The organism is Roseiflexus sp., assembly GCF_057785375.1.
Genome location: NZ_JBYNRX010000058.1, coordinates 89,813 through 115,181, shown reverse-complemented (window position 1 = coordinate 115,181; position 25,369 = coordinate 89,813). Strand labels below are relative to the sequence as shown.

Below are 25,369 nucleotides of genomic sequence, written 5' to 3'. Positions count from 1 at the left end.
CAACATGGTACGAGTTCCGACCAACCGAGAACCAACCCATCCAGGAACGATTCTGCGGGACGAATTCTTGCTGCCGATGGGCATCACGCAACGCGAGCTGGCAGCCAGCATCCACGTTCCTTATCAGCCTATTAACGAACTGATCAATGGCAAACGGGGCGTCACGCCGGGTACGGCGCTGCGGCTGGCGAAGTATTTCGGGACAACGCCGGGATTCTGGATGAATTTGCAGTTGCGTTGGGATCTGTATCAGGTGCAGCAGAAGGAAGCCGACGAATTGGAGAAGATCGAACCGCGATCGGTTTCCGTGTGAGTTGCCAGGAAGAACGCCGATGACCATCAAAGTGACGCTCGATCTGCCGCCCGATGTGGAAATAGAACCGAGGAAGAGCATCGCTCAGGGTGATAGCGACCGCGTGCGGCAATTGCTGGCGCACGCACTGACGCCAACGGTTGAAGCGCTCTTTCGACAGGCGGCTGGCACTGAACTTGATCCTGGTGAACGAGAACAGATCGCAGAACGCCTGATCGGTACGTTTACGGCAGCGCTGCCGTCAGCGGAAACTGACTGTTAGTTCAACGTCGCGGGCGTACAGGTGCATGATGCTCGCCTGGTTGGATCATGCGCGTTTACGCTCTAACACACATTCTCACATTACAATACCGATGATTTTGCTCGTTATTCAAGTATTGGCATCATAGCGATTTCTCCAGTCAACATATAAGTCGGACTACCACAGAGGAGATGAATATTCAGGAAGGCATGCGATGCAGCGCGTGAATGTGGAAGAAGTCACCAGGCGCCTACCCGACTTGATCGATGCTGCGCTGCGAGGCGAAGTCATCCTGATTGCCGCCAACGACTCATAACCATGCCGAAGATTGATAGCTCATGATAAAATACAACATCATCATCCTGCCAGGCGCCGATATCGATCTGACGCATTTTCGCGCGCACGAGCGGCGGATTATTTTGAACGGGATTGCCGCACATTTGACCTATGACGCTACTACAGAAAACAAGCGTCGCAAGCAACTCCGCGCCAATCCGATTGCTCCATGGGAATTGCGCATTGATCACTATCGCATATTCTACAAAATAGAACACGATGCCGTAATCAAGGTAGTGGCAGTAGGTTACAAAGTGCATAACGATCTCTACATTCGTGGAAAAAAGGTGGATCTATGATAACCGTTGATCTGCGAGTCCAACACTTCACCGTAGACGAACTCTTCGAAGCGGCCGCATCAGAAGCCGTGCGCGTCATTGCGAAAGATGGAACGATCTATATACTGGAAGCCGCAGACGACTTTGAGCGCGAGGTCGCGCAACTCGGTCAAAGCGAGCGATTCATGGCGTTTCTGGCGGAACGGGCGCAGGAGACAGGCGGCATCTCGCTTGAAGAAGCAATCAAGCGTCTCGATACTGAAGAGCAGCAAGCCGCCAGTGAAGGATAGTACGAGAGGGATACACCAGGACTTCTCTGCGATGCGCACGCAGCAGGACATCTGCATGGACGGGATGTCCTGCTGCGAGTGGTGAACTCCCCAAGGGTCGGTATGTGCGGCTATGACAGTCCTGCGGAGCCGCTCTACCGAAACGCGACGCCCCAACACCACAACCCGCAGGTCATGGTACAATCCTGCGTGTATCGATCATCACGAGGGGTTATGACGCAACCAACGATCCTTGCCACCGACCTGGAGGGGGTGCTGGTTCCCGAGATCTGGATCGCGGTCGCCGAGCGCACCGGCATCGAGCGGCTGCGGCTGACGACGCGCGATATTCCCGATTATGACGAACTGATGCGCGGGCGGCTGGCGTTGCTGCGCGAGCATCGCCTGACCCTGGCGGATATTCAGCGCGTCATCGGCGCCATCGACCCGCTGCCCGGCGCGGTCGAAGCGCTGGCGCGACTGCGGGCGCAGGTGCAGGTGATCATTCTGTCCGATACGTACTACGAGTTCGCAATGCCGTTGATGGCAAAACTCGGCTGGCCCACGCTCTTCTGCCATTCGCTCGAAGTCGATGCGCAGGGAGTGATCACCAATTACCGCCTGCGTCTGCCTGACAGTAAGACGGCTGCGGTGCGCGCGCTGCGCGAACTCGGCTTCCGGGCGCTTGCAGTCGGCGATTCGTACAATGATGTGGGGATGCTCGCCGCTGCGGACGCTGGCGCGCTGTTCGATCCGCCGCAGAATGTCGTCGCCGATTTCCCGCACTTCCCGGTGCTGCGCGGCTATGACGACCTGCTGGCGTTCGTCGAGAGGGAAATGCAGCAGTGATAGGGCCGGCTTACAAATAGGACATCTTGACGCAAAGATGCAAAGGCGCAACACGTTTCAGAACAGAGGGATGTGTATTGCTCCATCGACGGGTACAACAGAGCAGGCGTTGCTCAACATTCAACCTTCAACCTGCAACTTTCTAACCTTCAACAGCCATGACTGCTGAGACGCTCTCCATTCTCGCTACTGAAGCAGACTCCGACACCCCGCACCGCTGGCCCTTCAGCATCAGCGTCGTCATTCCGGCGTTCAATGAAGGACCGCGGGTGGGGAGCGTGGTGCGCGCAGTGCGGGCGCAGATTCCTGATGCCGAAATCATCGTCGTTGACGACGCATCGACCGATGACACGGCGGATCAGGCGGCTGCCGCCGGGGCGTGCGTCATCCGTCGTCCGCACAATGTGGGAAATGGCGCCGGGGTGCGCACCGGGATCCGCGCCGCCAGCGGCGATGTTGTGATTGTGATCGACGCCGATGGGCAGCATAACCCTGCCGACATTCCGCGCCTGTTGCAGCATCTCGACCGATACGACATGGTGATCGCCACACGCCCGGATCGCGACAGCCACGAGAACCTGGTGCGCTGGTTCGGCAACAGCGTGCTGAATGCGCTGGGAACGTACCTGTCCGGCTTCCCGATGAGAGACCTGACGTCGGGATTCCGCGCGTTTCGGCGCGATGTGATGCTCGAGTTTCTGCATCTGCTGCCGAATACCTTTGGCTGGCCCATGACAAGCGCTATGGCATTCGCAAAAGCGGGCTACCACATCCGGTTCGAGCCGGTGGCGATGAACAAGCGCCAGGGCGGGCGCAGCACTCAGAAATTGTTCAAGAACGGCGTGCGCAACATTCTCATCATGCTGCGCATGGTCTCGATGTTTGCGCCGCTGCGCGTCTATTTTCCGGTGGCAGCGGCAATGTTCTTGCTGAGCCTGCTGTCGTTCGCTATCAGTTACTTCATTACCGATGTCGGGCGTTTTCGTGTGCCAAACTCGTCGGTGGGCCTGTTCGTCGGCGCAATTGTTGTATTCATGTTCGGTCTGCTGGCTGAGCAGATTGCCGGACTGCGTTTTCAACGGCGCGATCTGTGAAACCTCTTCTCCGCTGGTTGTTGCGTCTGATCGGTCCTGCGCTGCTCGTTTTTTTTCTCTGGCGTAGCGACCTGAACGCCCTCGGTGCGGCGCTCGCCGGCATCGATCTCGCTCCCGCACTCCTCTCGCTGGCGCTGATGCCGGTGTTTGTCTGGGTGAAATCATGGCGCTGGAGCATCATTGTGCGTGAGCAGGGATACACGCCGCCTTCGCTGAACTATCTGGCGGCGCTGTACGCGATCGGGCTGTACGCCGGCGGCATCACCCCTGGTCAATCGGGCGACTTCATCAAAGCCTGGTATCTGCGCGAGCGCGGAGTGCCGCTGGCGCCCGGTCTGCTGAGCATTCTGCTCGACCGCCTGTTCGATTTTGTCATCTGGGCGGTAATGGCGGTGCTGAGTCTGGCGGCATTCATCGATGTGTTCCCTGCCGAAACGCGCGGCGTGGTGCAACTGGCGACCATCGGCTTTGCAGCGGCGGTGCTGATCGCCACACCTGGGTTGATGGCGCGCACGCCGCGGGAATGGGCACTGGGGCTGGTGCTGCCGCTGTTGCGCGGGCGCCTGCGCGCGGCGATCGAACGCCTGCGCGACCAGTTCGCACCGCTCAGCCTGCGCTTCACCCCGCTGGCGCTGCTGCTGATCAGCACCCTCGGTTCGGCGACCTCGACGTTTGTGCGCATCTACCTGATGTATCTGGCGCTGCGACTGGGCGATATTCCGGTGCTCGAAATCCTGGCAGCCACCGGCTTGATCGCCATTCTCCAGGCGCTGCCGATCAGTTTCGCCGGCGTCGGAGTGCGCGATGCCGTGTTGATCGCCATGCTGCAACGCCACGGACATCCTGCCGAGATTGCGCTGAGCCTGTCGGCGCTGTTCCTGCTCATCAATATTCAGCATATTCTGATCGGGTTTCTGGTTTCGTTGCGCTACCCGCCGGGCGAAGCGCCCCCGGCGACAATCGCGGAGATGCAGCGGAGAACTGAGAACTGAGAACTGAGAACTGAGAACTGAGAACTGAGAACGAAGAACTCTGCGCCTTTGTGTGAGTCTATTCGTCAAGGTCAGGAGAGCGTGTTTAAGAACTTCGCCCAATGGCGCGCGCTGGTACGAATACTGCCGCTTGTCATTGCCGGCATGATTGTCGGTGCGTGCAGCGCAACGCCAACTGTCGTCGAGGAACGAGTTGTTGATGGTCTGACAGTTGCCCTCGAACGACCGGCGCAGCCGGTGGCGCTGCACGACTATTCGTTCACGGCGACGATTACCGACGCTGCCGATCAGCCGGTCGATGCAGCGCTGGTGTATTTCGACTTTACCATGCCGCAGATGGAAATGGGCGTGCATCAGCCGATCGCCGACCGGCTTGGTCCCGGTAAATATGGGGTTCGCACGATTTATTCAATGGAGGGCGACTGGCGCATTACCATCGTTGCAACGATTGACGGGCGCGAGGTGCGCGCCTGGTTCGACCACCCGGTTCTTCCGCCATAGCATGTGAGCACAAAGGACGTCATATGACTGGCTCACCCATTCGTTGGGGCATTCTCAGCACCGGGCGCATTGCCGGCGTTTTCGCCGAAGCATTGCAATCGCTCGATGACGCACGCCTGATCGCCGTTGGATCACGCAGCGCCGATGCCGCCGCCGCGTTTGGCGACCGCTTCAACGTACCACGCCGCTATGCTTCGTATGAGGAACTCGCCGCCGATCCCGATGTTGACATCATCTACGTCGCAACGCCGCACGCGCTGCACGCTGAGAACTGCCTGCTCTGTCTGCATCACGGGAAAGCGGTGCTCTGCGAGAAGCCGTTTACGATCAACGCGCGCCAGGCGGCGGAGGTCATCGCCGTTGCCCGTGAACGCGGCCTGTTTCTGATGGAAGCGATGTGGACGCGCTTCCTCCCGGCGATTGTGCGCTTGCGCGAACTACTGGCAACCGGCGCGATTGGCGAAGTGCGCATGATCGCCTCCGATTTTGGTTTTCGCACCGGCGTCGATCCGCGCAGTCGCCTGTTCGATCCGGCGCTCGGCGGCGGCAGCCTGCTTGATGTAGGCGTCTACCCGGTGTCACTCGCCTCGATGATCTTCGGCGGCGAACCGGAGCGGATTGCGACCCTGGCGCATCTTGGCGCAACCGGCGTCGATGAGGAGGCAGCGATGATCCTCGGCTACAGCGGCGGGCGGATGGCAGTGCTGTGGAGCGCCATTCGCACCGAGACGCCACACGAGACGACGATCATGGGCACGGACGGCATGATCCGCGTCCACCCGCAGTGGTGGCGCGCCACAACGCTGACGCTGATCCGCAGCGGACATGCCGATGATGTGATTGAAGCGCCGTACAGCGGCAATGGCTACCAGTACGAAGCGATCGAAGCCATGCGCTGCCTGCGCGCCGGCCTCACCGAAAGCCTGGTCATGCCGCTCGATGAGACGCTCGGCATTATGCGCACGCTGGACGCCATTCGGTCGCAGTGGGGGCTAACCTATCCAATGGAATGAGGAGCACGACCATGCAGTATGGTCACGTCGCCGGAATCGACAAACCAGTCTCGCGCCTGGTCCAGGGATCGGTGATGATCTCGACGCGCAATCTGGCAGAAAGTTTTCGCCTGCTCGATGCGATTTTCGCTATGGGATGCAACACGTTCGATACCGCGCATGTGTATGGGCAGGGGGATAATGAGCGTGCGATGGGGCGCTGGGTGAACGAACGCGGCATCCGTGATCAGGTGGTGATCATCGGCAAAGGCGCGCATCATAACGCCGACCGCAAACGTGTCACACCTTTCGACATTACTGCCGATCTGTTCGACTCACTGGCGCGATTCCAGTTCGACTCCATCGATCTCTACCTGCTCCATCGTGATGATCCATCGGTTCCGGTCGGTCCAATCGTCGAGGTGCTGAATGAACATCTTGCCGCCGGGCGTATCCGTGCATTCGGCGGGTCGAACTGGAGCCATCGACGGATCGCCGAAGCCAATGAGTATGCCGCCGCTCACGGATTGACACCGTTTGTGGCAAGCAGCCCGAACTTCAGCCTGGCAGAGCAGTACCGTGAACCATGGGAAGGGTGCATCAGCATCAGTGGACCGCAGAATGAAGAGGCGCGCGCATGGTATGCCGCACAGCGCATGCCGCTCTTCACCTGGTCGAGTCTGGCAGGCGGCTTCTTCTCGGGACGGCTGCGGCGCGACAATCTCGATACGTTCGAGGACTATCTCGATAAACTGGCGGTCTATTCCTATGCCGGTGAAGCGAACTTTCGTCGCCTGGAGCGTGTGCAGCAACTGGCGGAAGAAAAAGGGATGAGCATCCCGCAGATCGCGCTGGCATACGTGATGAGTCAGCCGCTCGACATCTATGCCCTGGTTGGATGCCGCACGCCGGAAGAGTTTGCCGCGAACCTGGCAGCGCTGGATGTGCGCCTGACGCCGGAGGAGTGCGCCTGGCTCGACCTGCGGAGCGATGAGCGGTAAAGGTAACCGTTGTTGCTAGAGCCTGTTATGCACTTCAGAGATACACGTGGTATGATTTCAGTATGACACGTAAACCCTATCCAAACGATGTGAGCGACGAGGAGCGGGCCTTCGTCGCTCCCTCCCTGACCTTAATGACCGAAGACGCCCCGCAGCGCGACCACTCGCTGCGCGAGGTCTTTAACGGATTGCGCTGGATCGTCCGCACGGGAGCGCCCTGGCGTATGATGCCCAACGCTCCACCGCCGTGCGCCGTGGGGCGCCGTCTATCAGCAAACCCAGCGCTGGCTGAAGGCCGGGGTCTTTGCGACGCTCGTCCATGATCGGCGCGCGCGGTGATCTTTGACGCGCGCACGATGCAATCGCCCTCCCCGGCCCCCCCCCCCCCGCGGGGGGGGGGGGCGCAGCGCGCGCCGGCGATGACGGGCATCAACGTCCCCCCCTTTCCCCCCCGCATGCGGGTGGGGGAAAGGGGGGGCGGCAAGGTCCACGTGGCTGAAGCGGTTCATTACCGTTATGCTCGAAAGTACATAACAGGCTCTAGAGCGGCATCCCCGGCGCTGAAAGAAAATGCGCTTCATGGTATTCCCCTTCGTGCGCTTCGTGTCCTTGGTGGTGAAGCCTTCCATGACTTCACGGCAACAAGCAACCACGAAGGTCACAAAGAGACACAAAGGAAATGCGCTTCATGGTATTCCCCTTCGTGCGCTTCGTGTCCTTGGTGGTGAAGCCTTTTTGCAATGGACTCTGAAGATGGTATGACCACGCATCATCATCAGCAGCCCCGGCGGGGCTTTCACTTGCGGTGAGCGCAGTCGAACCGCGTGCAGTGAGCATGGTCGAACTGCGTCCTCAGCGCGGGCGTTCGCCCGCAGCGCCCCGGCGTCCCGCTGCGCCGCGCCACGGCAGTATGGTACGAATGACCGCGCATTCGTATTAGCGACGCTTCTCCGCGCCGCCCAACCGTCATCCCCGTTCTCCAGGTGTGGTATCATATCCTCCTGGTTTACTCGAAATCGTCCATATCGGTCAACTGCCACACGAGGAGTTTCATGACGCGAAAGTGTGCTCTCATTACCGGCATTACCGGGCAGGATGGCTCGTATCTGGCGGAATTTCTGCTCGAACAGGGGTACGAAGTCATCGGGATGATCCGGCGTTCCAGCACCGTCAATTTCGAGCGCATTCGTCACATTCAGGATCGCATTACCCTGACCCCCGGCGACCTGCTCGATGAAGTCTCGCTCATCCATATGCTGCGCGAGTATCGGCCAGCCGAGGTCTACAACCTGGCGGCGCAGAGTTTCGTACAGACCTCGTTCTCGCAACCGGTGTTCACCGGCGAAGTGACAGCGCTCGGTGTCACGCGCCTGCTCGACGCCATTCGGATTGTCGATCCAGAGATCCGGTTCTACCAGGCCAGTTCGTCCGAGATGTTCGGCAAGGTCGTTGAAGTGCCGCAGCGCGAAACCACTCCCTTCTACCCGCGCTCGCCATACGGCGTCGCCAAGGTCTACGGGCACTGGATCACCGTCAACTACCGCGAAAGTTACGGCATGCACGCGAGCAGCGGCATTCTCTTCAATCACGAATCGCCGCGTCGCGGGCTGGAGTTTGTCACGCGCAAAATCTCACACGGCGCAGCGCGAATTGCACTCGGTCTCGACAATGAACTGCGCCTGGGCAACCTCGAAGCGCAGCGCGACTGGGGATTCGCCGGCGATTATGTTCGCGCTATGTGGCTCATGCTCCAGCAGGACCAGCCTGGCGATTATGTCGTCGCCACCGGGCAGACGCACTCGGTGCGACGGTTCTGCGAACTTGCATTCGGGTACGTTGGGCTGGACTATCAAAAGTATGTCGTGGTCGATGAGCGGTTCTTCCGTCCAGCCGAAGTCGATTTGCTGGTCGGCGATCCTGCGCGCGCGCGCGAGACGCTGGGGTGGAAGCCAGAAGTGTCGTTCGAGCAACTCGTCGAGATGATGGTCGAAAGCGACCTCCGCATGCTGCGCGGATGACGGTTATTTCTTCTGCTTCAACTGATCGGCATAGATCCGGTCGAGGCGGTTCATCTCGCGGACAGCGATGGTCTCGATAAAGCGTGGCATGTCGCGCACCGGCAACACCGCCTTATACCCGACGCGCAGGAAGCGGTGGATATCGCTCATGCCGAGCATCTCCGCCAGACCTTTCGAGCTATCCAGAGCAATACCCATCAGCGGGTTGCGCGTCAGGCGCGCGACATTATAGAGCGACTGGCGCACCAGTTCGATCTGGCGCACCCGGTCGGCGTAATTATCCGCCAGCCGATAAGCGCGTTCATACGTTGCCATATCGAAGTCGAGCGGCGCACCAATTGCAATCAACTGCTCGACAACCTCATCATCCAGGCGATTCGTCAGGTCGAGCAGGTCGAGCACCTGCTCGACATCACGGATCATTACCCCTGGGAAACTCTGGACGAGCAGGTGCAGACGGCGCGCTTGCGTATCACGCGCAGTAAAGTCGCGTGGACCGTACAGTTCGGTAAAGAAGAACTCGCCAACCAACCGATACTGTGGTTCGGCGGCGAGGTCCGCATAATCGCGGCGAAGGCGATCGGATTGCAGCGCCTGGAGCGCAACCCGATACGGCGCACGGTGTGGCATGGCAACAGGTGATCGCGGAGCATACGCTCCACGCCTTGCTAGGACGCCAGCGCCTCCTCGAAGATGCGCACAGCGTCGTGAATCTGGTCTTCTTCGACAATCAAGGGCGGAATGAAGCGAATCACATTATCATATGGGCCACAGGTCAGCAGAAGCAGGCCACGGTTGCGACATCCGGCGACGACACGTTTCGCCAGCGCGGCATCGGGCATTCCATCCACCGTCATCAGTTCGACGCCGATCATCAACCCCAATCCGCGCACATCGCCGATCGACGGGAACTGCGCTTTGATGCGCAGGAGTTCCGCCTTCAGCAACCTGCCCTGACGCGCTGCGTTTTCGACCATGCGTTCCTCGCGCATTGCCCGGATCGTAGCGACGGCAGCAGCGCACGCGACAGCGTTGCCGCCATAGGTGCCGCCATGGGACCCGGGTTGCCAGCGTTCCATAATTGCACGCCGTGCAATAATACCAGAAAGCGGCAATCCTGATGCAATGCCTTTGGCGACGGTCATAATGTCGGGCACGACGCCAAAATGTTCGATGGCAAAAAAGCGTCCGGTGCGCCCAAAGCCACTCTGCACTTCGTCGGCGATCAGCAGGATGCCATACTGATCGCAGATCTGGCGCAATCCTCGCAGAAATAACGCCGGCGGGACGATGTACCCACCCTCGCCGAGCACCGGTTCGACCAGGATCGCCGCGACATTCTCCGGGGTTGTTTGCGTATGGAGGATATGCTCAAGCTGCCGCAGCGGATGGCCGCAGCATCCGGCATCATCAGGAGCAGCCGCAGAGATAGCCGCTGGATCGGCGCCCGCCGCGCGCGCGACAGCGCAGTGAAAACATGCCGCATACGGTGCAAAGTGAACACCCGCCGGCAAAGGCGCAACGGCGTAACGATACTTCCCCTTGCTGCTGGTGAGCGCCAGCGCACCTGCCGTGCGCCCGTGAAACCCGCCCTCGAAGGCAATGACGTCACTCCGCCCGGTTGCCTGACGCGCCAGTTTGATCGCGCCCTCAACCGCCTCGGCGCCGCTGTTGCTGAAGAAGAAGCAATCAAGTTCGGGCGGAACGATGGTGCGCAGTTCGGCGACCAGTTCCAGCATCGGACGGTGATAGACGATGTTCGCCTGACCGTGAAGCAGCAATCCAGCCTGCTCGCGGATCGCCTCCACCACGTGCGGATGGCAGTGACCGGTATTCGTCACGCCGATGCCGCAGGTGAAATCCAGGTAGCGCCGTCCTTCGACATCGTAGAGATAGACCCCTTCGCCGCGCTCAACCAGAATATCACTGTAGCGCGCCCAGACCGGCGACAGATATGCTGCCTGCTCACGCAGCTCCGTTGCTGATAATGTCATCATTGTCCATTCCCTGTGTCTAGCGATCGCTCAGGCGCGCCAGCGCTGCACGCGCCTCGCTTGCCCAGAGTGCGTCATCACTCTGATTGGCGACCGTCTCAAACGATTGCATTGCCGCGTTCAGATTTCCAATCTGTTCTTCTGCACGTCCCTGATAATACCGCGCTTCGGGGTAATTGCCGTTGCGCCGATTAACAGCCTCGCGAAAACGGTTGATGGCAGCCTGAAAGTTCTGCTGCGCAAAATAGACCCGTCCCAACCAATAATGCGCCTCGGCAAAGTTGGGCTCCAGGCGCGTGGCGATTTCGAGATCATCACGCGCCTCGCCCAACCGGTCAACGCGGATCAGGAGCAGCGCTCGACGATAATGCGGTTCAGCCAGCCGCGGATTGACATCGATAGCCCGTTTATAGGCTTCGAGCGCACGCGTACTGAAACCCTGCCGTTCATAGATTTTCCCCAACAGCAAGAATGCCTCAGCATACCGCGGACGTTGTTCCAGTGCAACACTAACCTCGTGCAACGCCTCTTCCGCCAGCCCCTTGCCAAACTGCGCCTGCGCCAGTCCGAAGTGCGCCTCTGGGAACTCAGAGCGCAGTTGCAGCGCCTGCCGATACGCACTGATGGCGCCATCAACATCACCGAGTCGCACCCGCGCCTCACCCAACCAAAGCCAGGCATCAGCAGACTGTGAGTCGCCCTGAATGGCATTCAAAAAGTGCCCGGCGGCAATCGACCAGTCGCCGCCTGCCGCAGCCACGCGCCCAAGCCCGATATGCGCCGCTGCCAGGACCGGATTCTGCTGAAGCGCTGCGCGATACTGTTGCCCGGCTTCGGCCAGATTGCCCCGTTGGAGCGCAATATCCCCCAGCACGATCAGCGCTTCCGGGTAGATCGGCTGCCGCTCCAGCGCCCGCCGCGCCGACACATCGGCAGCGTCGAGTCGTCCAGTCCCCAGATATGCCAGCGCCGCCTGATAACGGAATGGCGCGTGGTCTGGTTGCAGCGCGATTGCACGCTCATACGCGGTCACTGCGGCATCATATTCGCGCAGTTCAAGCAGTGTGGCGCCAATCTGTTCGAGCATGGCCGGGTCGCTCGCGCCGGCGTCGAGCGCATCTGCGTAGCGTCGCGCTGCAGCGCGGTCACTTCCGGCGCGTCGCTCCAGGTGCGCCAGCATCAGATGGGAAGGAACATGCCGGGGATTCGCATTGATTGCCGTCTCAAACTGACGCTCGGCGCGGTTTATCTCCCCCTGATCGATCAACACCAGCCCAAGTTCGTAGGCGAGGTCAGCAAATGCTCGTGTGCTACGGGCAGTGTTCTGCTGTCCGCGTTCCAGCACGTTCCGCGCCGCATCGAGCCGACCGGCAAGGCGGTAGAGTCGGCTCATCTCGATAATCGCAGCGGCATGGTTGCGATCCACCAGCGGCATCAGCAACTGTTCCGCTTCCGCATACCCCTCTGATCCGCTCAGACGAAGGGTGCGCGCCAGCGCCAGCGTTTCACCGACGCCAGCGCGATATTCAGCGAGCCAGCGCCGTTGCACAAGCGCATCCTGCCAGCGCTGTTCTTCCTCTGCCAGTTCAGCCAGGCGAATACGCGCCGGGAAGTAGGATGGATCGCGCTGCAACGCCGCTTCGAGCAACTGCCGCGCCTGATCGCGATTCTGTGATAACGCTAGCATTGCCTGATGAAACAGCGGCTCTGGACGCTCCGACGCCAGCCGCGCCGCCGTCTCGAAGGCGGTGCGTGCGTCGTTCACCTGGTTGTTCACCAGGAACGCCCGACCGCGCAGGATTGCCAGGTCCACATTGCCCGACTGGACCTTCTCCAGCGTCTCAATCTGACGTAACGCATCGGTTGCAGGCGACAATGCGCCCGTCAGTCCGACCCACACCGCCGCCAGACCGGTTGGCGCGCGCATATCGCGCAGGCGCGCAAGTTCCACCTCAACCACAGCCAGCCAGAAACGGGAGCGACGGATGGTCAGTTCGGCGCGGCGCATCTGATGCATGGCGACGCTTCCATCGATCAGACGCTGCTCGGCATCGGCGGCGGCGGCGCGCTTGTTCCACTCCTGATTGAGCGTTGTGGCTTCGCGGAGCGCCAGCGAAACATCGCCGAGAATCTGATCCAGATCCGCCTCATAACGTGATCGTTCCGCTTCCAGGGGCTGCGGTGCGCTGTCCAGCTCCCAGAGCAATGGACCACGTGCATCAAGCAAGCGCGTCATGCGCAACAATGCTCGCTCGTTCTGCACGCTTGCCCGCAGACGGGCATTCATCAGCGAACGGAGATCGAATGGCACGATACGGTCATCGGCGCTAATCTGGCGGGTAGCAGCGTTGAGCGTCTCCGACGCTGCATCGAGTTGCCCGCTAAGACGATACGCCTCGGCGAGCGTCACGAGCAGCGGCGTCGATGGCGGCAACAACCGCCGCGCCTGTTCGAGCGATACAGCAGCGGCTGCCGGATCACCCGACCGCAATTCTTCGAGTGCCAGATTGTAGCGTAGTTCGCCAAGGTCCTGCCCCTGGAGGAGTGCAATCGCCTGATTGAACGAATCACGCGCCGCCGGGTCGCCCATATCGTGCTGAACAGCGCCCAGCGAGACGTAGAGGCGCGCCAATTCGTCAGGCGGCGCATCGGGCATGGCAGCAATCGCGCGGCGAAATTCAGCCGCCGCTTGCTCATAGTTGCCGCGCGCCCACCAGGTCATTGCGCGCAGCGTGCGCAGCAAGCCGGGACGCAACGCCGGTTGTTCTCGCTCAAGATCATCGAACGCTGCAACCGCAGCGCTGTACTGCCCGTTGTTATAATCCGCCAGCGCACGCACCAGGCGCGTGAGCACAACGCGACCGTTGACCGGCTGCGTGGCAAGAGGGTAGACCGCTGGCAACGCAAAGCGCCCGGCAAAGCCATCGAGACTGACAAACGCCTGGATTCCACCCGGCGCATAGACAAGAACCGGCGTCAACGTTGCTGCATCGAGCATCCCGCCAGGCGCTATCTCACCCACAATGATGGCATCGGCACGATTCGCTTGCAGCAGCGCCAGCGCCGCCTGCCGGTCCGCAGGCGCTGTATCGATCAATCGAACAGTCACCCCCGCTCCAACCGTTGCCGCCAGTGCGTCCGTCAATTCCTGCGCCGCCGCTCGGCCTGTGGCGCCAGGAACACCGCCTGGCTCGGAGAATGGCGCAACCAGCACGATCAATTCATCAGCGCGCGCGCTGGGAAGCAGGCGCGGCAATCCCACAAGGATGAGCGCAACAACGAGTACGCCGGCAAGAACCGTTTGCGGACGCACACCGGTCCATCGCACGCGGAAGCGTTCGGTCCAGGGCGAGCCGGCGCGCACCGCATCAGGCACAACGATCTCCTCACCGGAACTGCTGATGACCGTTGCGCTGCGCACCAGTCTGGCGCGCCGCAATATCGCCGCATGGACTGTTTGCACCCAAATTCGCATTTGGGCGCGCAGCGGCGCCAACAGCGCCAGCGCAGCGACCACAATCACGAGCAATGCCAGACTGACGATCAATGCCTGCATGGTCTTACGAGATCTCTTGCGAAGCGCCACGCACCTCGACGATTCGCGCGCACAACTGGTTGTTATCGAAGGGTAACGGCAGGATGCACCTGACAGCGCCCGGCGCAATCAATCCAGAAGCCTGCTGATCGGCAAGCGCAATCACCGGCAGATCCGGCTGATGTTGCGCCAGACTCTTACAAAAATCGCGCACCTGATTGCCCACACGCGCATCGACGATCACCAGCGCCGTCTCGGGATGGTACGCAAGCAACCGTTCGGCATCGAGCACAGTCGGCGCATCGAGCGCGCGCAGATCCATCTCGTTGAGCAAGGGCACGATAATATCGCGCAGGGATGCATCGGCAGACACGATCAGCACCGGCGGCGGAGCGGAGCCGCGGCGATCCCGCTCGACAGCCTGTTCACTGATGCCGCGAATATCCACGGCGTAGGTGCTGCCGGGCAATTGCTTGGCATACTGCTTCATCTCCGCTGCAATCCGGCTGACTTCCTCATAATCGGCAAAGCGACGGCGTCGATTGGTGACCACCCCAATCGAGATGGTGGTGATTGGAAAGTTCCGTGGCACCCCCTGGCGATCCACGCCGCGCAGATAGCCGCGCACCAGGTCTTCCGGGTCGTAGAGATCGCGCACCCGCTTATCGAACAGCGCAATGATCCCCTGGCAGATCGCATCCAGATGATCCGGCATCGTCAACACTGCGAAGTCGTCTCCGCCGATATGCCCGATGAAATCGCTGGCAGCGCCGTGCTGTTGAACGACCGCCGACAGCACCTCGGCAACCAGTTTGATCAACCGGTCGCCACGCGCCGGACCATAGGTGTCGTTGAACGCTTTGAAATTATCGAGGTCTACGTACAACAGCGCAAAAGGGGTATTGTTGCGCAGGCGATACTTCAACTCCTCGGTCAGGAGCACATTCCCTGCCAGACCGGTCAACGGATTATGGACCGGCGTCTGCGCTGCACGACGAAGATGCGCTCGAATGCGCGCGAGCAGCTCAGGGATATTGAAGGGCTTGGTCACATAATCATCGGCGCCGGTATCGAAGCCGGTCACAACATCTTCAGCCGTCGAACGCGCGGTAAGAATGAGCATTGGCACATGGGCGGTGCGGGTGTCGTTCCGCAGCTGGCGAATCGCTTCATAGCCATCCATTTGCGGCATCATCAAATCGACGATGACCAGATCCGGAATCCACTCCTGCGCAGTGCGCACGAGTTGGTCGCCGTTCTGGGTTACGAACACATCATATCCCTGCGACCGCAACACCAATTCGAGCAGTTGACGCACTGCCGGTTCATCATCTGCAATCAGGATACGTTTGGTCATAGAATATGCCGCAAACCACAGGATGCGCAGGCCCTCGGTGCACAGGACGCCTGTTCAACTGCCAGAAACCCGAGAACACAGATACTTGCTTCAAATAACGAGCTGCGCATACAGGATTTCCAGTGTCAGGTCCTGGCGCACCGTATCGGGCGACTCGAGCGTCAGCGTGGCTGCGCTCACTCCCAGGCGCACCGCTTCGTCAATCGGAATATCGTGGAGCAAGGCATAGACCACTGTTGCAGTCAGCGCATCACCTGCGCCGGTTGGATCGACGATTTCGACATTGATTGCCGGGATGTGCCCGCTCGACGATGGCGTTGCGTACACCAGCCCCTGTTCCGCCAGTGTGACAATGGCAATCTCGACCCCTTCAGCAGTCAGGCGGCGCGCCGCCAGGATCGCCTGCGCCACATCCGTCACGTGCATGCCGGTCAACGCTTCGGCTTCAATGGCATTTGGCGCCACGAGTGAGAACGAACCAATGAATGGCCGATACCGCAGCGCCGGAGCATACGCCACCGGATCGAGCGCCACCGGCACACCCGCAGCAGCACAAATATCGAGTAATGTCTTCGCGCTTTCAACTGACACATTCGCGTCCATAACCACCATTGGAGCGTGCTGAAACAACGCGCGATGCCCGGTGATTACCGCTGGCGTGAGCGCGGCAACCGCCTCGGTATCATCCACACCGGTGATTAACCGGCCTTCGGGCGAGAGCAGAGCGACATAGGCAGGAGAGTGATAGTCGCTCACCCTGATCACGTGGTCGGTGTTCACCCCGGCGCGCGCCGTCTGCTGCACAATCGCCTGCCCGAAATCATCATCACACACCACGGCGACCAGCGTCGTCGGGTAACCGAGGCGCGCCAGGTTCTCGGCGACATTCCGGGCGCATCCGCCAACACTGATGCGCACATCCGCCGAATTCGAAGTGCTGGCGAGTACATCGCCGCGCAGGCGACACTTCACGTCCAGGCATGCCGCCCCCACGACGACCACCGGTTCGTATGCATGGTCATTGTTTGGTTGCATTGCCGGGCTTCGCTCCTCTATTCCCTGGACTGTCGCTCGAGGGCTTTGACGCAGGGGGTGGCAACAGTGGCTCGATCTCGCCTGTCCACTCAGGGATCAACAGCGCCCCGATGATTTCGGGCGCGATCTCGATGCCTTCCTCCCGCAACACACGCACGATATGACGAATGCGTTCGGCTTCCGCCTGCGCTTCGGCTTTGCTCGTCTCCAGGATGCGTTTGACTTCCTGTTTGACCGGACCATCCGGATCGGGGGAGCGAAACCGATCTTCCGGCACGCTGAAATAATCAATATCGACCCGGCTGACGATGACGCCCCAACGTTGGGTAAGTTCGTTCAACCGGCGAAAGACTTCTCGTGAAATGTGCAGTCGTTTCTGGTAGGCATCAGTCGCACTTTTCGTCTCGGCAAAGATCACCTCGCGGACGATATCATCAACTTCGTGGGTAAGCTGGCGCGCCAGCAATTTTTCCCAGAATGCCACATCGAGACGCGCTTGTTCGAGGTCACGCCCCATCTCGCGCGCCACCTCATTCTGAATCTGCCCTCGGTTGGGAATATTGGCCAGGGCAAACTCCGGGTTCTTCACGCGATAGCGCAAATGAACCTCTACTTCGTCAATACTGTGCGACCCGCCCGTATTAATTTTTGCGACCTTCACATCGTGGCTCAATTCGTAGAGCGGTATGGTCGCAACCCGCCTTTCCAGCAGCGGAATGAGCGGCGGCGCCAGCGGCGGTTGGAGGCGATAGAGCGAACCGCTGTAGAACCGCGCAACCATAATTGCGTGATCTTCGGGCACTACGACGGTGTGGCGCGAAATCCAGCGAAAAATATAGAGCAGCACTCCAATCCACAGCAGCGGAAACAGAATGCTGCCGGTGTCGCCGAGCACATCGCGCCCCAAAAAGTAGGATGCCATCAGCGAGGTTAACGCTGCAAACGCCGCCATCATGCCGATCTCGTTCCAGGTGCCGTTCAGCGTAATAAGCAGGCTCACCGCCATGATGATCACGCAGAGCAGCGTGACGGTATCGTTCTGGGGCACGGACAGGTAGATGACCACCAGTGACACGAACATCAACCCCAACGCAAGAGAAGCCGCAGCATACCGCGCCGATTGATCGTTTCGCCCAAATATGCCCTTCGATGCCATCTACACCTCCAGCAACACTTTCAATCGACCCGCTGCGGCGGCAAAAGCCCGCAAGCCGTCCTGGAGCGGAAAGCGCGCTGCAATGAGCGGCGCCGTTGTGATCAATCCGCCATCCAGCGCGCGCAGCGCTGCCTCGAATGGACCGCACCGCGACCCGATCAGGCGAATCTCATCAACGACCAGCATGGTCAGATTACATTCCGACTCGGCGGCAAATGTGCTTTTCATCACCAGGCATCCGCGCGGTCGCACCAGCTGACGCGCCACACGAAACCCGTGCGGATGCCCGGTGCAATCGATCACTACATCGAACCGCGCCTGATAGGCGCCATCAAGTTCATCACCATGCACGGCGTGAATCGCCATGCCTTCCAGAAACTCCCAGCGCTCCGGATGCCGCCCAACCAGCGTGACGTCGCAACCGGGAAGACGCACCGCCTGGACGCAGAGCAAACCGAGTTTGCCATCACCGACCACCGCCACCTGATCCGTCGGACGCACATGGATCTGCTGCAAAATCTCGAACGCCGCTGCCACAGGTTCGGTGAACACTGCCACCGAGTCCGGCATTCGGTCCGGCACACGGTGAAGGCAGGCTATTGGGAGGCTGAACAATTCCGCCATGGTGCCGTCCCGCCGATCAATGCCGAGCGTCGTGCGGTTGGGGCAATGGCTCTCGTCGCCGCGCCGGCATACCTCGCAGGCGCGACATGCCGCATTGATTTCACCAACGACGCGCTGACCAATCCACGCCGCGTCTTCGCACGCGACGACCACGCCGACGAATTCGTGCCCCAGGACGCCGCGAAAATGCATGTAGCCGCGCGTGATTTCGATATCGGTGTTGCAGATGCCAACCAGAGTGGGGCGAATGAGCGCTTCGCCAGCACGCAGAACTGGCCGAGGATAATCGTCGACCTGACGCAGTTTGCCGTCATACACAAGTGCATGCATGGGCGACTTGCACCCTCTTGGTGTGCGGTGCACGCCTTTCTGACCAGAATATTTGCACCGCGCCAGCGTCACTCCGATGTATTATACTACACGCTTCATGGGCTGTGCAATACGAGTGCTGCTCAATAAATTGTACGACCAGGCACGATCCGAGGTGCACATATGCCATTACGAGTCATCTTTCTTGGCAGTCCAGCCTTTGCCATTCTCCCGCTTGAACGCCTGGTCGCCGATCCCAGGTATCAGGTGGCAGGCGTCGTGACGCAACCGGATCGTCCGGCCGGTCGGGGGAAGATGCTGGTGGCGACGCCGATCAAACAGGCGGCGCTCCGCCTGGGCTTGCCGGTGCTGACCCCCGAGACATTACGCGATCCTGCCGCCGTTGCAGCCCTGGCAGAACTGCGCCCCGATGTCGGGGTCGTCGCCGCATATGGTGAGATCCTGCGCCGTGATGTGCTCGCCATTCCACCGCTGGGATACGTCAATATCCATCCCTCGCTCCTGCCGCTCTACCGCGGTCCCTCCCCCGTCGCCGGCGCGATCCTCAACGGCGACGCCGAAACCGGCGTGACGATTATGCTGATTGACGCAAAAATGGACGCCGGTCCCATCCTGGCGCAGCGTGCCGTGCCACTCCCCCCTGATGCACGCACCGGTTCCCTGACGCATGAACTGTTCGCAATCGGCGCAGACATGCTGGTCGAGACGCTGGATGCATACGCGGCTGGCGCTATTACGCCCCAACCGCAGGATCATACCCGCGCCACGTTCACGAAATTGCTCTCCCGCGAGGATGGAATCATCGACTGGTCGCAACCCGCTGCCGTTATCGAACGAATGACGCGCGCCTACGATCCGTGGCCCGGCGCCACGACGACCTGGCGCGGCGCGCCGCTCAAGATCATTGCCGCGCGCGTCATCACCGACCGGCGCGGCGATGCGCCCCCTGGCACGCTCCTGGATACGGCGGAAGGTCCCGCAGTGACAACCGGCGAAGGGTTGATCCTGCTGGAGACAGTCCAACCGGCAGGCAAGCGCCCAATCCCCGCCGCCGACTGGCGCCGCGGTTTGCGCTTGACCAGCAGTGAACGGTTGGGAGAGTCATCGGAGCATTAATTGCAGCAGCAGACGTTGCAATGTTCAACGTTCCAACACCCACCGCGCTTCACGTTCCACTACCAACGCGAAACGACTGTCGCGCGGGAGATTCTGCCATTCATCGAGGGTGTACACCAGCAGATCAACAGGAACGGGAATCTGGCTTGTGTCCCACACGGCGGCACGCTGCTCGAAGGGAAGGTCAGACTGCGCAACGATCAGCACCACGTCCACGTCGCTGCCGACTCCCCAATCGCCCCTGGCGTAGGAACCAATGTACCCGACGCGCACCACACTCGAATGTTGTTCAGCCAGCGCCTGCGCCCATGCTCGCAGTGCGCGCTCAACCGTCTGCGCGTCAGGCCATTTCATGACGGACGAATTCAACGATCTCGCGCGCATACGCGATTGCCTGTTCACTCTGAAGAACGCCGTAATGCTCATAGGGCGCACCTGCCGGATGTCCATTGGGATAACGGGTCGGGATGTAGAAATTGTCCAGCACGCGCCCTTTGTCAATCAGATCGGGCGGAACATTCAGCGGCAGATCGGCGAGCAAACGGGCCACGACGTGTCCCCAGGCTTCCTGCCGGTGCGCGAGATGCAGCGCTTTGACGGCTTTTTCCGCCGACTGATGCGCAGCGAAACACGCCCATTCGTGACGTCCGGCGCGCTGTGAATCAATCGCCTGCTCCAGGTCGCGTTCCGCCTGTTTGAACCAGTCCTGTGAGCGATCCGGCATGGCGTGCGCCTTATTGCTGCACGTATTCGCGCTCGAAGACCCAGTGCACCTGTGATTGCGCCTCCGTATCAGAGGAGCGATGCGTCCACTCGTCAAAAGTGTAGACTGAGAGGCGCGCAGGAAGCGGCAGCGGATGTGCGCCCCACGCAGCGGCGCGCTGATCGACGGAGAAGTCAGACTGCGCGACAATGAGCAGCACATCGATCTTGCCGCCTGCCTGTGTCGGGTCATCAACATATCCGACGCGCGCTATGTCGGGGTGCTGTTCCGCCAGCGCCAGCGCCCATTCCCGCAGTGCAGGCTCAACCATGCGGTCACCAGCGGTTCCCACACCCGACGAGGCGCCACGCGCGCGCCGACCGTTCAGAAGAAGGTGGAGCGGCGGCAACGGTCGCACGGCAAAGATGACGGCGCCCTCTTCCGGCACCGGGTCGTACCCGCCCTGCGCCCACGGGTGGCACCGCAGAATGCGACGAATGCCCAGATAGGTCCCTTTGAGCGCACCATGCCGTGCAATCGCCTGGTAGGTGTATTTCGAGCAGCTCGGCTCATAAATGCAACTCGGCGGCAGCGCCGGTGAGATGAAAATCTGATAGAAACGGATGAGTTTGAGCAGTATCCAGCGAATCACAGCAGTTCCTCGAACGCTCTAGGCGTTCAGCGTATGGTTTCCCACACCAGATGCGCCAGTTCCGGCAGGATGAGCTTTTCCATCCCCAGGCGCACAGCGGCGGGCGAACCGGGCAGACAGAAGATCAGCGACCGTTGAAAGACGCCAGCCGTGGCGCGCGAGAGCATCGCCGCGGGCCCGATATCCTGGTACGACAGCATGCGAAAGATCTCGCCGAAGCCGGGCATGCGTTTTTCGAGCAACGCATCGATCGCCTCGAACGTGCTATCGCGCCGGGCGATGCCGGTGCCGCCGCTCGTGATGATCACCTGGCATCCGGCAGCGGCGAAATCGCGCACGTGCGCGACAATCTGCGCCGGCTCATCCTTAACGACGATATAGCGCAACACGGTATGCCCTGCGCCTTCGAGACCGGCGCGGATGAGCGCGCCGCCTGTATCGGTCTCCGGCGCGCGTGTGTCGCTGATGGTAATAATGCCGCAGTTCACCGACGAAACGGCGGATCGGGCGATCTTTTCGTGTTCCGAATGGCTCATAAGCGCAACATATTGGCAACATCGGATCTGATGACATTATACCATTCCTGCACTATCGTGCGCCTCAGCGCTCTGGCGCGCTCGCATTCACCATACGCCGACCGCTCTGCGCCTGCCGCAGGATGATGATCACCCATCCAATCACAACGACACTGATAATTGCATTGGCGGTCCCCTCCGCCACGGGCGAGGCGCTGACGAAGTCGAACGTCCCATGCCACAGGGCGACCATCAGAATGCTGTTCCCGCTCCCGCGATAGATCCACGCCAGCAGGATCGACCCCATCACGATGCTGATCAGATAACCCACGAAACCGCCCATGCCGAGAGCGATGAAATTGTCCTTGTAGAAGAAGTATGGCAGATGCCATGCTCCCCACAGCACGCCAATGATCACAGCCGCGCGAACCCACCCGCCGGATTGCAGCCGGTGCAGTGCAAACCCGCGCCACCCAATCTCTTCGCCAAACCCATAGGTTGCGATCCACAACCCCAACGCCGCCAGCACGCCAATGTTTCCCAGATAGTCCACCTCGCCAAACAGCGCGATATCCGGCAGCGCGCCCTGCTCAATCGCATAGACCACGGCTGCGACGATGCCGAGAGCAAGCGGCGTTCCAACCGCGACGAGCCGCCAGCGCAGACCGACATCGGCACGAATGACGCGCCGCCACAATTCCGCCAGACCTGCGCGCCCATCGAGCGCAGCGGTGACGGCAATCGCCGCAATCATCGGACCGAATGCGCTCACATAGTGCAGCCACGCTGGCGCCATCACAAAGCCGTGATAACTGGCAATCAACACGCCGCCGATCAGCCACGAAAAGGCATAGGCGACCAGGAAATATGCACCGACCGGGTTGGTGTGGATCAGCCCCCGCTTCGACGAATGGTCCCGGGCTAAAGCAGGCACGACGATTTCTCCCTTCCTACACGCGGCGATCACATCGGTTAGACGCATCGTATACCCTTGATAGTTGCCCCATCATCGGGTCCGTTTCCGCACGATTCAGGCGGCAATCTCCTGCCCAACGAAGGGCACGGCAGCGCCTTCGGTAACGACCATTCTTGCCCCTGCCTTGAATTTTCGCTATAATGGCAACTCGTGGAAAGAAGACCATCGAAGCGCATTGAGCGAGCGAGCGCCAGAGCAGTGAGTAACCGATGACCGACACGATCACATTGCATGTGCCAGAAGAAGCGCACACCGCGCATTCGCGCGACACAACGCCGCGTGAGCACCGCTACTATGTCTGGACGGTCGGCTGCCAGATGAACATGTCCGACTCCGAACGCCTGGAAGCGGCGTTGCAAGGGGTCGGGTACGCCCCCGCCGAGCGTCCGGAGGAGGCGAGTTTCATTGTGCTCAACTCGTGCAGCGTGCGCGCGTCCGCCGAGGAGCGCATTCTGGGCAAACTGAGCGATGTGCAGCGCATCAAGCGCACCCATCCCGAGACGAAGATCGTTCTCTGGGGATGCATGGTCGGTCCGGGCAACCAGTCGATCTTTCAGAACCGCCTGCCGATGGTGGACCATTTTGTCTCGCCTTCGGCAGTTGATGAAGTGTTGGCGCTGGCGCCCAATCCGATCTATCAACTCGATGAGCCGGCGCTGCCGGTGGCGCGCTGGGATCACCCGCCGGTTTCGGTGCATGTGCCGATCCAGTACGGTTGCAACATGGCATGCTCGTTCTGCGTCATCCCGCTGCGGCGCGGGCGCGAACGCAGCCGTCCGCTCGAGGAAATCGTCGAAGAATGCCGCCGGATTGTGGCGCGCGGCGCAAAAGAGATTACGCTGCTTGGGCAGATTGTCGACTCGTGGGGGCACGATCTCCCTGGACGACCCGACCTGGCAGACCTGCTGCGTGCGGTTCATGCAATCCCCGGCTTGTTGCGGCTGCGCTTCCTGACATCGCATCCGGCGTGGATGACCGATCGCCTGATTGCGGCGGTAGCGGAACTACCGCGCTGTATGCCGGATATCAACCTGCCGGTGCAGGCGGGTGACGATGCGCTGCTCAAAATCATGCGGCGCGGCTACACCGTGCAACGCTACCGCGAACTGATAGCGAAGATCCGCGATGTCATCCCGCGTGTGTCGCTGACGACCGATGTCATCGTCGGGCATCCGGGTGAAACGCGCGAACGGTTCGAGGGCACAAAGCGACTGCTTGAAGAGATCCGGTTCGACAAAGTGCACATCGCGGCATTCTCGTCGCGCCCCGGCACACGCGCCGCCGAAATGGAACTCGACCCGACCCTGGCAGTGCCCGAGGGCGAAAAACAACTGCGGCGCATCGAACTCGAGCGCCTTCAGGAACAGATCGCAACCGAACGCAATGCACACTTCCTGCATCAGACCGTCGAAGTGCTGGTCGAAGGCGAACACAAAGGCAAATGGCGGGGGCGCACGCCGGGCAACAAACTGGTCTTCTTCAGCGACCCGCACGACTGGACGGGACAGTTGGCGCGGGTGCGCATTACGCACACCGGTCCCTGGTCGTTGCAGGGTGTTCTGGCACAGCCCGCAGAAACGCTGCTGGCGCTCAACGGCGCTTCTGAAACACGGGATGCCGTCTCACCAATGCATGGAGCAGTCGCCTGATGAATACGCTCGATGCACCAGCGCCGCATTTGCCGCTGCGTGTGACGCCGCGCGCTGCAATTGGCGCACTGGTGGCGGATCTGCTGATTGCAATCGGCGCGGCGCTGTTCCTCAGCGTGGCGGTCGTTGGCATGCTCCTGGCGCTGCGCGCTGCACAATCCGGGATCGAACTCGGCGCCATTGGTCAACTGAATACACAGGAGATCACCCGGCTGATCGGCGCCGATGGCATGGTAGCGCTGCTGCTGCTGCAAAACCTGGTCTTTATCGGCGTCGCCGTTGTGCGAGTGCGGGTGCTGCGCCGCGAGCCGCTCTCGGTGCTGGGATTCAGCGCCTCACGCCCCTTACGTCTGGTGCTGATCGGTATCGGGTTGGGATTGCTGGCGCTCCTTTTGAACAGCATCGCCGGCATTCTGTTCGTCAGTTCCGGCATTCGCCAGAACCAGGCGGCGCTCTACCCGCTGTTTCCGGGAGATTACGCAGGGCAGGCGCTCTTCTTCCTCGGAGCGGCGGTGCTGGCGCCGATCGGCGAAGAAGTGCTGTTCCGCGGCTATCTCTTCGGCTCGCTGCGACGGCTCGCAGGCGACTCGCGCACCGGCATCGCCATTGCCTACGGCGTTAGCGCCCTGGTGTTCGCCCTGTCGCACTCGCTGGCTGCCACTGAGGGCCTCGTCGGGCTGCTTGTACCATCGTTCCTGATCGGTCTGGTGTTTGCCTGGGGGTTCGATCGCAGCGGCAGCCTGATCCCGGCGATTGTGGCGCACGCCATCAACAATGGCATCGCACTGGCTGCACTGCTGACGTGCGTCAATAATCCGGGCATATGCCCGCAAATGTAACAAG

General features: G+C 60.8%; 25 protein-coding genes and 2 pseudogenes. 15 read left to right on the top strand and 12 right to left on the bottom strand.

Annotated features, from left to right (window positions below):
• Window positions 1-4: 4 nt before the first annotated feature.
• The 12 genes and pseudogenes from AC3EA7_RS10435 (at window position 5) to gmd (ending at window position 8,884) form a co-directional block, all read left to right on the top strand.
• The gene (locus AC3EA7_RS10435; protein WP_488613991.1) at window positions 5-313 is read left to right on the top strand and encodes a HigA family addiction module antitoxin; all 309 of its coding nucleotides are present in this window, start codon (window positions 5-7) and stop codon (window positions 311-313) included.
• 19 nt (window positions 314-332) lie between these two features.
• On the top strand, window positions 333-575 hold the full coding sequence (locus AC3EA7_RS10430; RefSeq protein ID WP_488613990.1) for a hypothetical protein: 243 nt from the start codon (window positions 333-335) through the stop codon (window positions 573-575).
• 317 nt (window positions 576-892) lie between these two features.
• Entirely contained in the window at window positions 893-1,189 is a 297-nt protein-coding gene (locus tag AC3EA7_RS10425) for a type II toxin-antitoxin system RelE family toxin (protein ID WP_488613989.1), read from the top strand.
• The gene (locus AC3EA7_RS10420; protein WP_488613988.1) at window positions 1,186-1,458 is read left to right on the top strand and encodes a hypothetical protein; all 273 of its coding nucleotides are present in this window, start codon (window positions 1,186-1,188) and stop codon (window positions 1,456-1,458) included. The genes AC3EA7_RS10425 and AC3EA7_RS10420 overlap by 4 nt, the downstream gene beginning before the upstream one ends.
• 213 nt (window positions 1,459-1,671) lie before the next feature.
• Window positions 1,672-2,286: a bifunctional phosphoserine phosphatase/homoserine phosphotransferase ThrH gene (thrH, locus tag AC3EA7_RS10415; RefSeq protein WP_488613987.1), complete on the top strand. Its 615-nt coding sequence runs from the start codon at window positions 1,672-1,674 to the stop codon at window positions 2,284-2,286.
• A gap of 158 nt (window positions 2,287-2,444) precedes the next feature.
• Window positions 2,445-3,380, top strand: coding sequence for a glycosyltransferase family 2 protein (locus AC3EA7_RS10410; protein WP_488613986.1), 936 nt, complete (start codon window positions 2,445-2,447; stop codon window positions 3,378-3,380).
• Entirely contained in the window at window positions 3,377-4,372 is a 996-nt protein-coding gene (locus AC3EA7_RS10405; RefSeq protein ID WP_488613985.1) for a lysylphosphatidylglycerol synthase transmembrane domain-containing protein, read from the top strand. Before AC3EA7_RS10410 ends, AC3EA7_RS10405 begins: the two co-directional genes overlap by 4 nt.
• A gap of 81 nt (window positions 4,373-4,453) precedes the next feature.
• Complete coding sequence (locus tag AC3EA7_RS10400; protein WP_488613984.1) at window positions 4,454-4,873, top strand: FixH family protein; 420 nt, start codon at window positions 4,454-4,456, stop codon at window positions 4,871-4,873.
• A 23-nt stretch (window positions 4,874-4,896) separates the two neighbouring features.
• Window positions 4,897-5,886 (top strand): Gfo/Idh/MocA family protein, encoded by a 990-nt coding sequence (locus AC3EA7_RS10395; RefSeq protein ID WP_488613983.1) that lies wholly within the window; start codon window positions 4,897-4,899, stop codon window positions 5,884-5,886.
• Window positions 5,887-5,897: 11 nt separating this feature from the next.
• Window positions 5,898-6,866 (top strand): aldo/keto reductase, encoded by a 969-nt coding sequence (locus AC3EA7_RS10390; protein ID WP_488613982.1) that lies wholly within the window; start codon window positions 5,898-5,900, stop codon window positions 6,864-6,866.
• A gap of 62 nt (window positions 6,867-6,928) precedes the next feature.
• Window positions 6,929-7,199, top strand: a pseudogene (locus tag AC3EA7_RS10385) (transposase); the annotation flags it as partial.
• 719 nt (window positions 7,200-7,918) lie between these two features.
• Window positions 7,919-8,884 (top strand): GDP-mannose 4,6-dehydratase, encoded by a 966-nt coding sequence (gene gmd / locus AC3EA7_RS10380; protein ID WP_488613981.1) that lies wholly within the window; start codon window positions 7,919-7,921, stop codon window positions 8,882-8,884.
• A gap of 3 nt (window positions 8,885-8,887) precedes the next feature.
• On the opposite strand, the gene AC3EA7_RS10375 is transcribed toward gmd, so the two are convergent.
• From AC3EA7_RS10375 to AC3EA7_RS10345, 7 genes are all read right to left on the bottom strand, one after another.
• Window positions 8,888-9,514, bottom strand: coding sequence for an FFLEELY motif protein (locus tag AC3EA7_RS10375; protein ID WP_488613980.1), 627 nt, complete (start codon window positions 9,512-9,514; stop codon window positions 8,888-8,890).
• Window positions 9,515-9,552: 38 nt separating this feature from the next.
• Window positions 9,553-10,881, bottom strand: coding sequence for an aspartate aminotransferase family protein (locus AC3EA7_RS10370; RefSeq protein ID WP_488613979.1), 1,329 nt, complete (start codon window positions 10,879-10,881; stop codon window positions 9,553-9,555).
• A 16-nt stretch (window positions 10,882-10,897) separates the two neighbouring features.
• Window positions 10,898-14,434 carry a tetratricopeptide repeat protein gene (locus AC3EA7_RS10365; protein ID WP_488613978.1) on the bottom strand — a complete coding sequence of 1,179 codons (3,537 nt, stop codon included), beginning with the start codon at window positions 14,432-14,434 and terminating at the stop codon, window positions 10,898-10,900.
• Window positions 14,435-14,438: 4 nt separating this feature from the next.
• Window positions 14,439-15,770: a GGDEF domain-containing response regulator gene (locus AC3EA7_RS10360; protein ID WP_488613977.1), complete on the bottom strand. Its 1,332-nt coding sequence runs from the start codon at window positions 15,768-15,770 to the stop codon at window positions 14,439-14,441.
• A 90-nt stretch (window positions 15,771-15,860) separates the two neighbouring features.
• On the bottom strand, window positions 15,861-16,805 hold the full coding sequence (locus AC3EA7_RS10355) for a carbohydrate kinase family protein (RefSeq protein ID WP_488613976.1): 945 nt from the start codon (window positions 16,803-16,805) through the stop codon (window positions 15,861-15,863).
• Window positions 16,789-17,961, bottom strand: coding sequence for an SPFH domain-containing protein (locus AC3EA7_RS10350; protein ID WP_488613975.1), 1,173 nt, complete (start codon window positions 17,959-17,961; stop codon window positions 16,789-16,791). The genes AC3EA7_RS10355 and AC3EA7_RS10350 overlap by 17 nt, the downstream gene beginning before the upstream one ends.
• Window positions 17,962-18,915 (bottom strand): MDR/zinc-dependent alcohol dehydrogenase-like family protein, encoded by a 954-nt coding sequence (locus AC3EA7_RS10345; protein WP_488613974.1) that lies wholly within the window; start codon window positions 18,913-18,915, stop codon window positions 17,962-17,964.
• Between the two features lie 162 nt (window positions 18,916-19,077).
• Between AC3EA7_RS10345 and fmt the strand changes: the two genes are divergently transcribed.
• Window positions 19,078-20,031, top strand: a complete 954-nt coding sequence (fmt, locus tag AC3EA7_RS10340; protein WP_488613973.1) for a methionyl-tRNA formyltransferase — start codon at window positions 19,078-19,080, stop codon at window positions 20,029-20,031.
• A 24-nt stretch (window positions 20,032-20,055) separates the two neighbouring features.
• Here fmt and AC3EA7_RS10335 read toward each other — a convergent pair whose 3' ends face one another.
• From AC3EA7_RS10335 to AC3EA7_RS10315, 5 genes and pseudogenes are all read right to left on the bottom strand, one after another.
• Window positions 20,056-20,385 carry a nucleotidyltransferase domain-containing protein gene (locus AC3EA7_RS10335; protein ID WP_488613972.1) on the bottom strand — a complete coding sequence of 110 codons (330 nt, stop codon included), beginning with the start codon at window positions 20,383-20,385 and terminating at the stop codon, window positions 20,056-20,058.
• Window positions 20,372-20,755, bottom strand: coding sequence for a HEPN domain-containing protein (locus AC3EA7_RS10330; RefSeq protein ID WP_488613971.1), 384 nt, complete (start codon window positions 20,753-20,755; stop codon window positions 20,372-20,374). The genes AC3EA7_RS10335 and AC3EA7_RS10330 overlap by 14 nt, the downstream gene beginning before the upstream one ends.
• A gap of 421 nt (window positions 20,756-21,176) precedes the next feature.
• A pseudogene (yidD, locus tag AC3EA7_RS10325) lies at window positions 21,177-21,386 on the bottom strand (membrane protein insertion efficiency factor YidD); the annotation flags it as partial.
• Between the two features lie 26 nt (window positions 21,387-21,412).
• Complete coding sequence (locus AC3EA7_RS10320) at window positions 21,413-21,922, bottom strand: MogA/MoaB family molybdenum cofactor biosynthesis protein (RefSeq protein ID WP_488613970.1); 510 nt, start codon at window positions 21,920-21,922, stop codon at window positions 21,413-21,415.
• A gap of 64 nt (window positions 21,923-21,986) precedes the next feature.
• Window positions 21,987-22,835, bottom strand: a complete 849-nt coding sequence (locus AC3EA7_RS10315) for a CPBP family intramembrane glutamic endopeptidase (protein ID WP_488613969.1) — start codon at window positions 22,833-22,835, stop codon at window positions 21,987-21,989.
• A 251-nt stretch (window positions 22,836-23,086) separates the two neighbouring features.
• Here AC3EA7_RS10315 and AC3EA7_RS10310 point away from each other — a divergent pair, with 251 nt between their 5' ends.
• Window positions 23,087-24,526 (top strand): MiaB/RimO family radical SAM methylthiotransferase, encoded by a 1,440-nt coding sequence (locus AC3EA7_RS10310; protein WP_488613968.1) that lies wholly within the window; start codon window positions 23,087-23,089, stop codon window positions 24,524-24,526.
• Entirely contained in the window at window positions 24,526-25,365 is an 840-nt protein-coding gene (locus AC3EA7_RS10305) for a CPBP family intramembrane glutamic endopeptidase (protein WP_488613967.1), read from the top strand. The genes AC3EA7_RS10310 and AC3EA7_RS10305 overlap by 1 nt, the downstream gene beginning before the upstream one ends.
• Window positions 25,366-25,369: the final 4 nt, after the last annotated feature.

Bases quoted from the DNA above. Each gene is read 5' to 3' on its own strand.
- AC3EA7_RS10305 (WP_488613967.1), top strand. From the start codon at position 24,526: ATGAATACGCTCGATGCACCAGCGCCGCATTTGCCGCTGCGTGTGACG.
- AC3EA7_RS10370 (WP_488613979.1), bottom strand. From the start codon at position 10,881: ATGATGACATTATCAGCAACGGAGCTGCGTGAGCAGGCAGCATATCTG.
- AC3EA7_RS10375 (WP_488613980.1), bottom strand. From the start codon at position 9,514: ATGCCACACCGTGCGCCGTATCGGGTTGCGCTCCAGGCGCTGCAATCC.
- AC3EA7_RS10365 (WP_488613978.1), bottom strand. From the start codon at position 14,434: ATGCAGGCATTGATCGTCAGTCTGGCATTGCTCGTGATTGTGGTCGCT.
- AC3EA7_RS10430 (WP_488613990.1), top strand. From the start codon at position 333: ATGACCATCAAAGTGACGCTCGATCTGCCGCCCGATGTGGAAATAGAA.
- AC3EA7_RS10435 (WP_488613991.1), top strand. From the start codon at position 5: ATGGTACGAGTTCCGACCAACCGAGAACCAACCCATCCAGGAACGATT.
- AC3EA7_RS10310 (WP_488613968.1), top strand. From the start codon at position 23,087: ATGACCGACACGATCACATTGCATGTGCCAGAAGAAGCGCACACCGCG.
- AC3EA7_RS10330 (WP_488613971.1), bottom strand. From the start codon at position 20,755: ATGCCGGATCGCTCACAGGACTGGTTCAAACAGGCGGAACGCGACCTG.
- AC3EA7_RS10390 (WP_488613982.1), top strand. From the start codon at position 5,898: ATGCAGTATGGTCACGTCGCCGGAATCGACAAACCAGTCTCGCGCCTG.
- AC3EA7_RS10320 (WP_488613970.1), bottom strand. From the start codon at position 21,922: ATGAGCCATTCGGAACACGAAAAGATCGCCCGATCCGCCGTTTCGTCG.
- AC3EA7_RS10350 (WP_488613975.1), bottom strand. From the start codon at position 17,961: ATGGCATCGAAGGGCATATTTGGGCGAAACGATCAATCGGCGCGGTAT.
- AC3EA7_RS10345 (WP_488613974.1), bottom strand. From the start codon at position 18,915: ATGCATGCACTTGTGTATGACGGCAAACTGCGTCAGGTCGACGATTAT.
- AC3EA7_RS10420 (WP_488613988.1), top strand. From the start codon at position 1,186: ATGATAACCGTTGATCTGCGAGTCCAACACTTCACCGTAGACGAACTC.
- AC3EA7_RS10355 (WP_488613976.1), bottom strand. From the start codon at position 16,805: ATGCAACCAAACAATGACCATGCATACGAACCGGTGGTCGTCGTGGGG.
- AC3EA7_RS10335 (WP_488613972.1), bottom strand. From the start codon at position 20,385: ATGAAATGGCCTGACGCGCAGACGGTTGAGCGCGCACTGCGAGCATGG.
- AC3EA7_RS10425 (WP_488613989.1), top strand. From the start codon at position 893: ATGATAAAATACAACATCATCATCCTGCCAGGCGCCGATATCGATCTG.
- AC3EA7_RS10410 (WP_488613986.1), top strand. From the start codon at position 2,445: ATGACTGCTGAGACGCTCTCCATTCTCGCTACTGAAGCAGACTCCGAC.
- fmt (WP_488613973.1), top strand. From the start codon at position 19,078: ATGCCATTACGAGTCATCTTTCTTGGCAGTCCAGCCTTTGCCATTCTC.
- AC3EA7_RS10395 (WP_488613983.1), top strand. From the start codon at position 4,897: ATGACTGGCTCACCCATTCGTTGGGGCATTCTCAGCACCGGGCGCATT.
- thrH (WP_488613987.1), top strand. From the start codon at position 1,672: ATGACGCAACCAACGATCCTTGCCACCGACCTGGAGGGGGTGCTGGTT.
- gmd (WP_488613981.1), top strand. From the start codon at position 7,919: ATGACGCGAAAGTGTGCTCTCATTACCGGCATTACCGGGCAGGATGGC.
- AC3EA7_RS10360 (WP_488613977.1), bottom strand. From the start codon at position 15,770: ATGACCAAACGTATCCTGATTGCAGATGATGAACCGGCAGTGCGTCAA.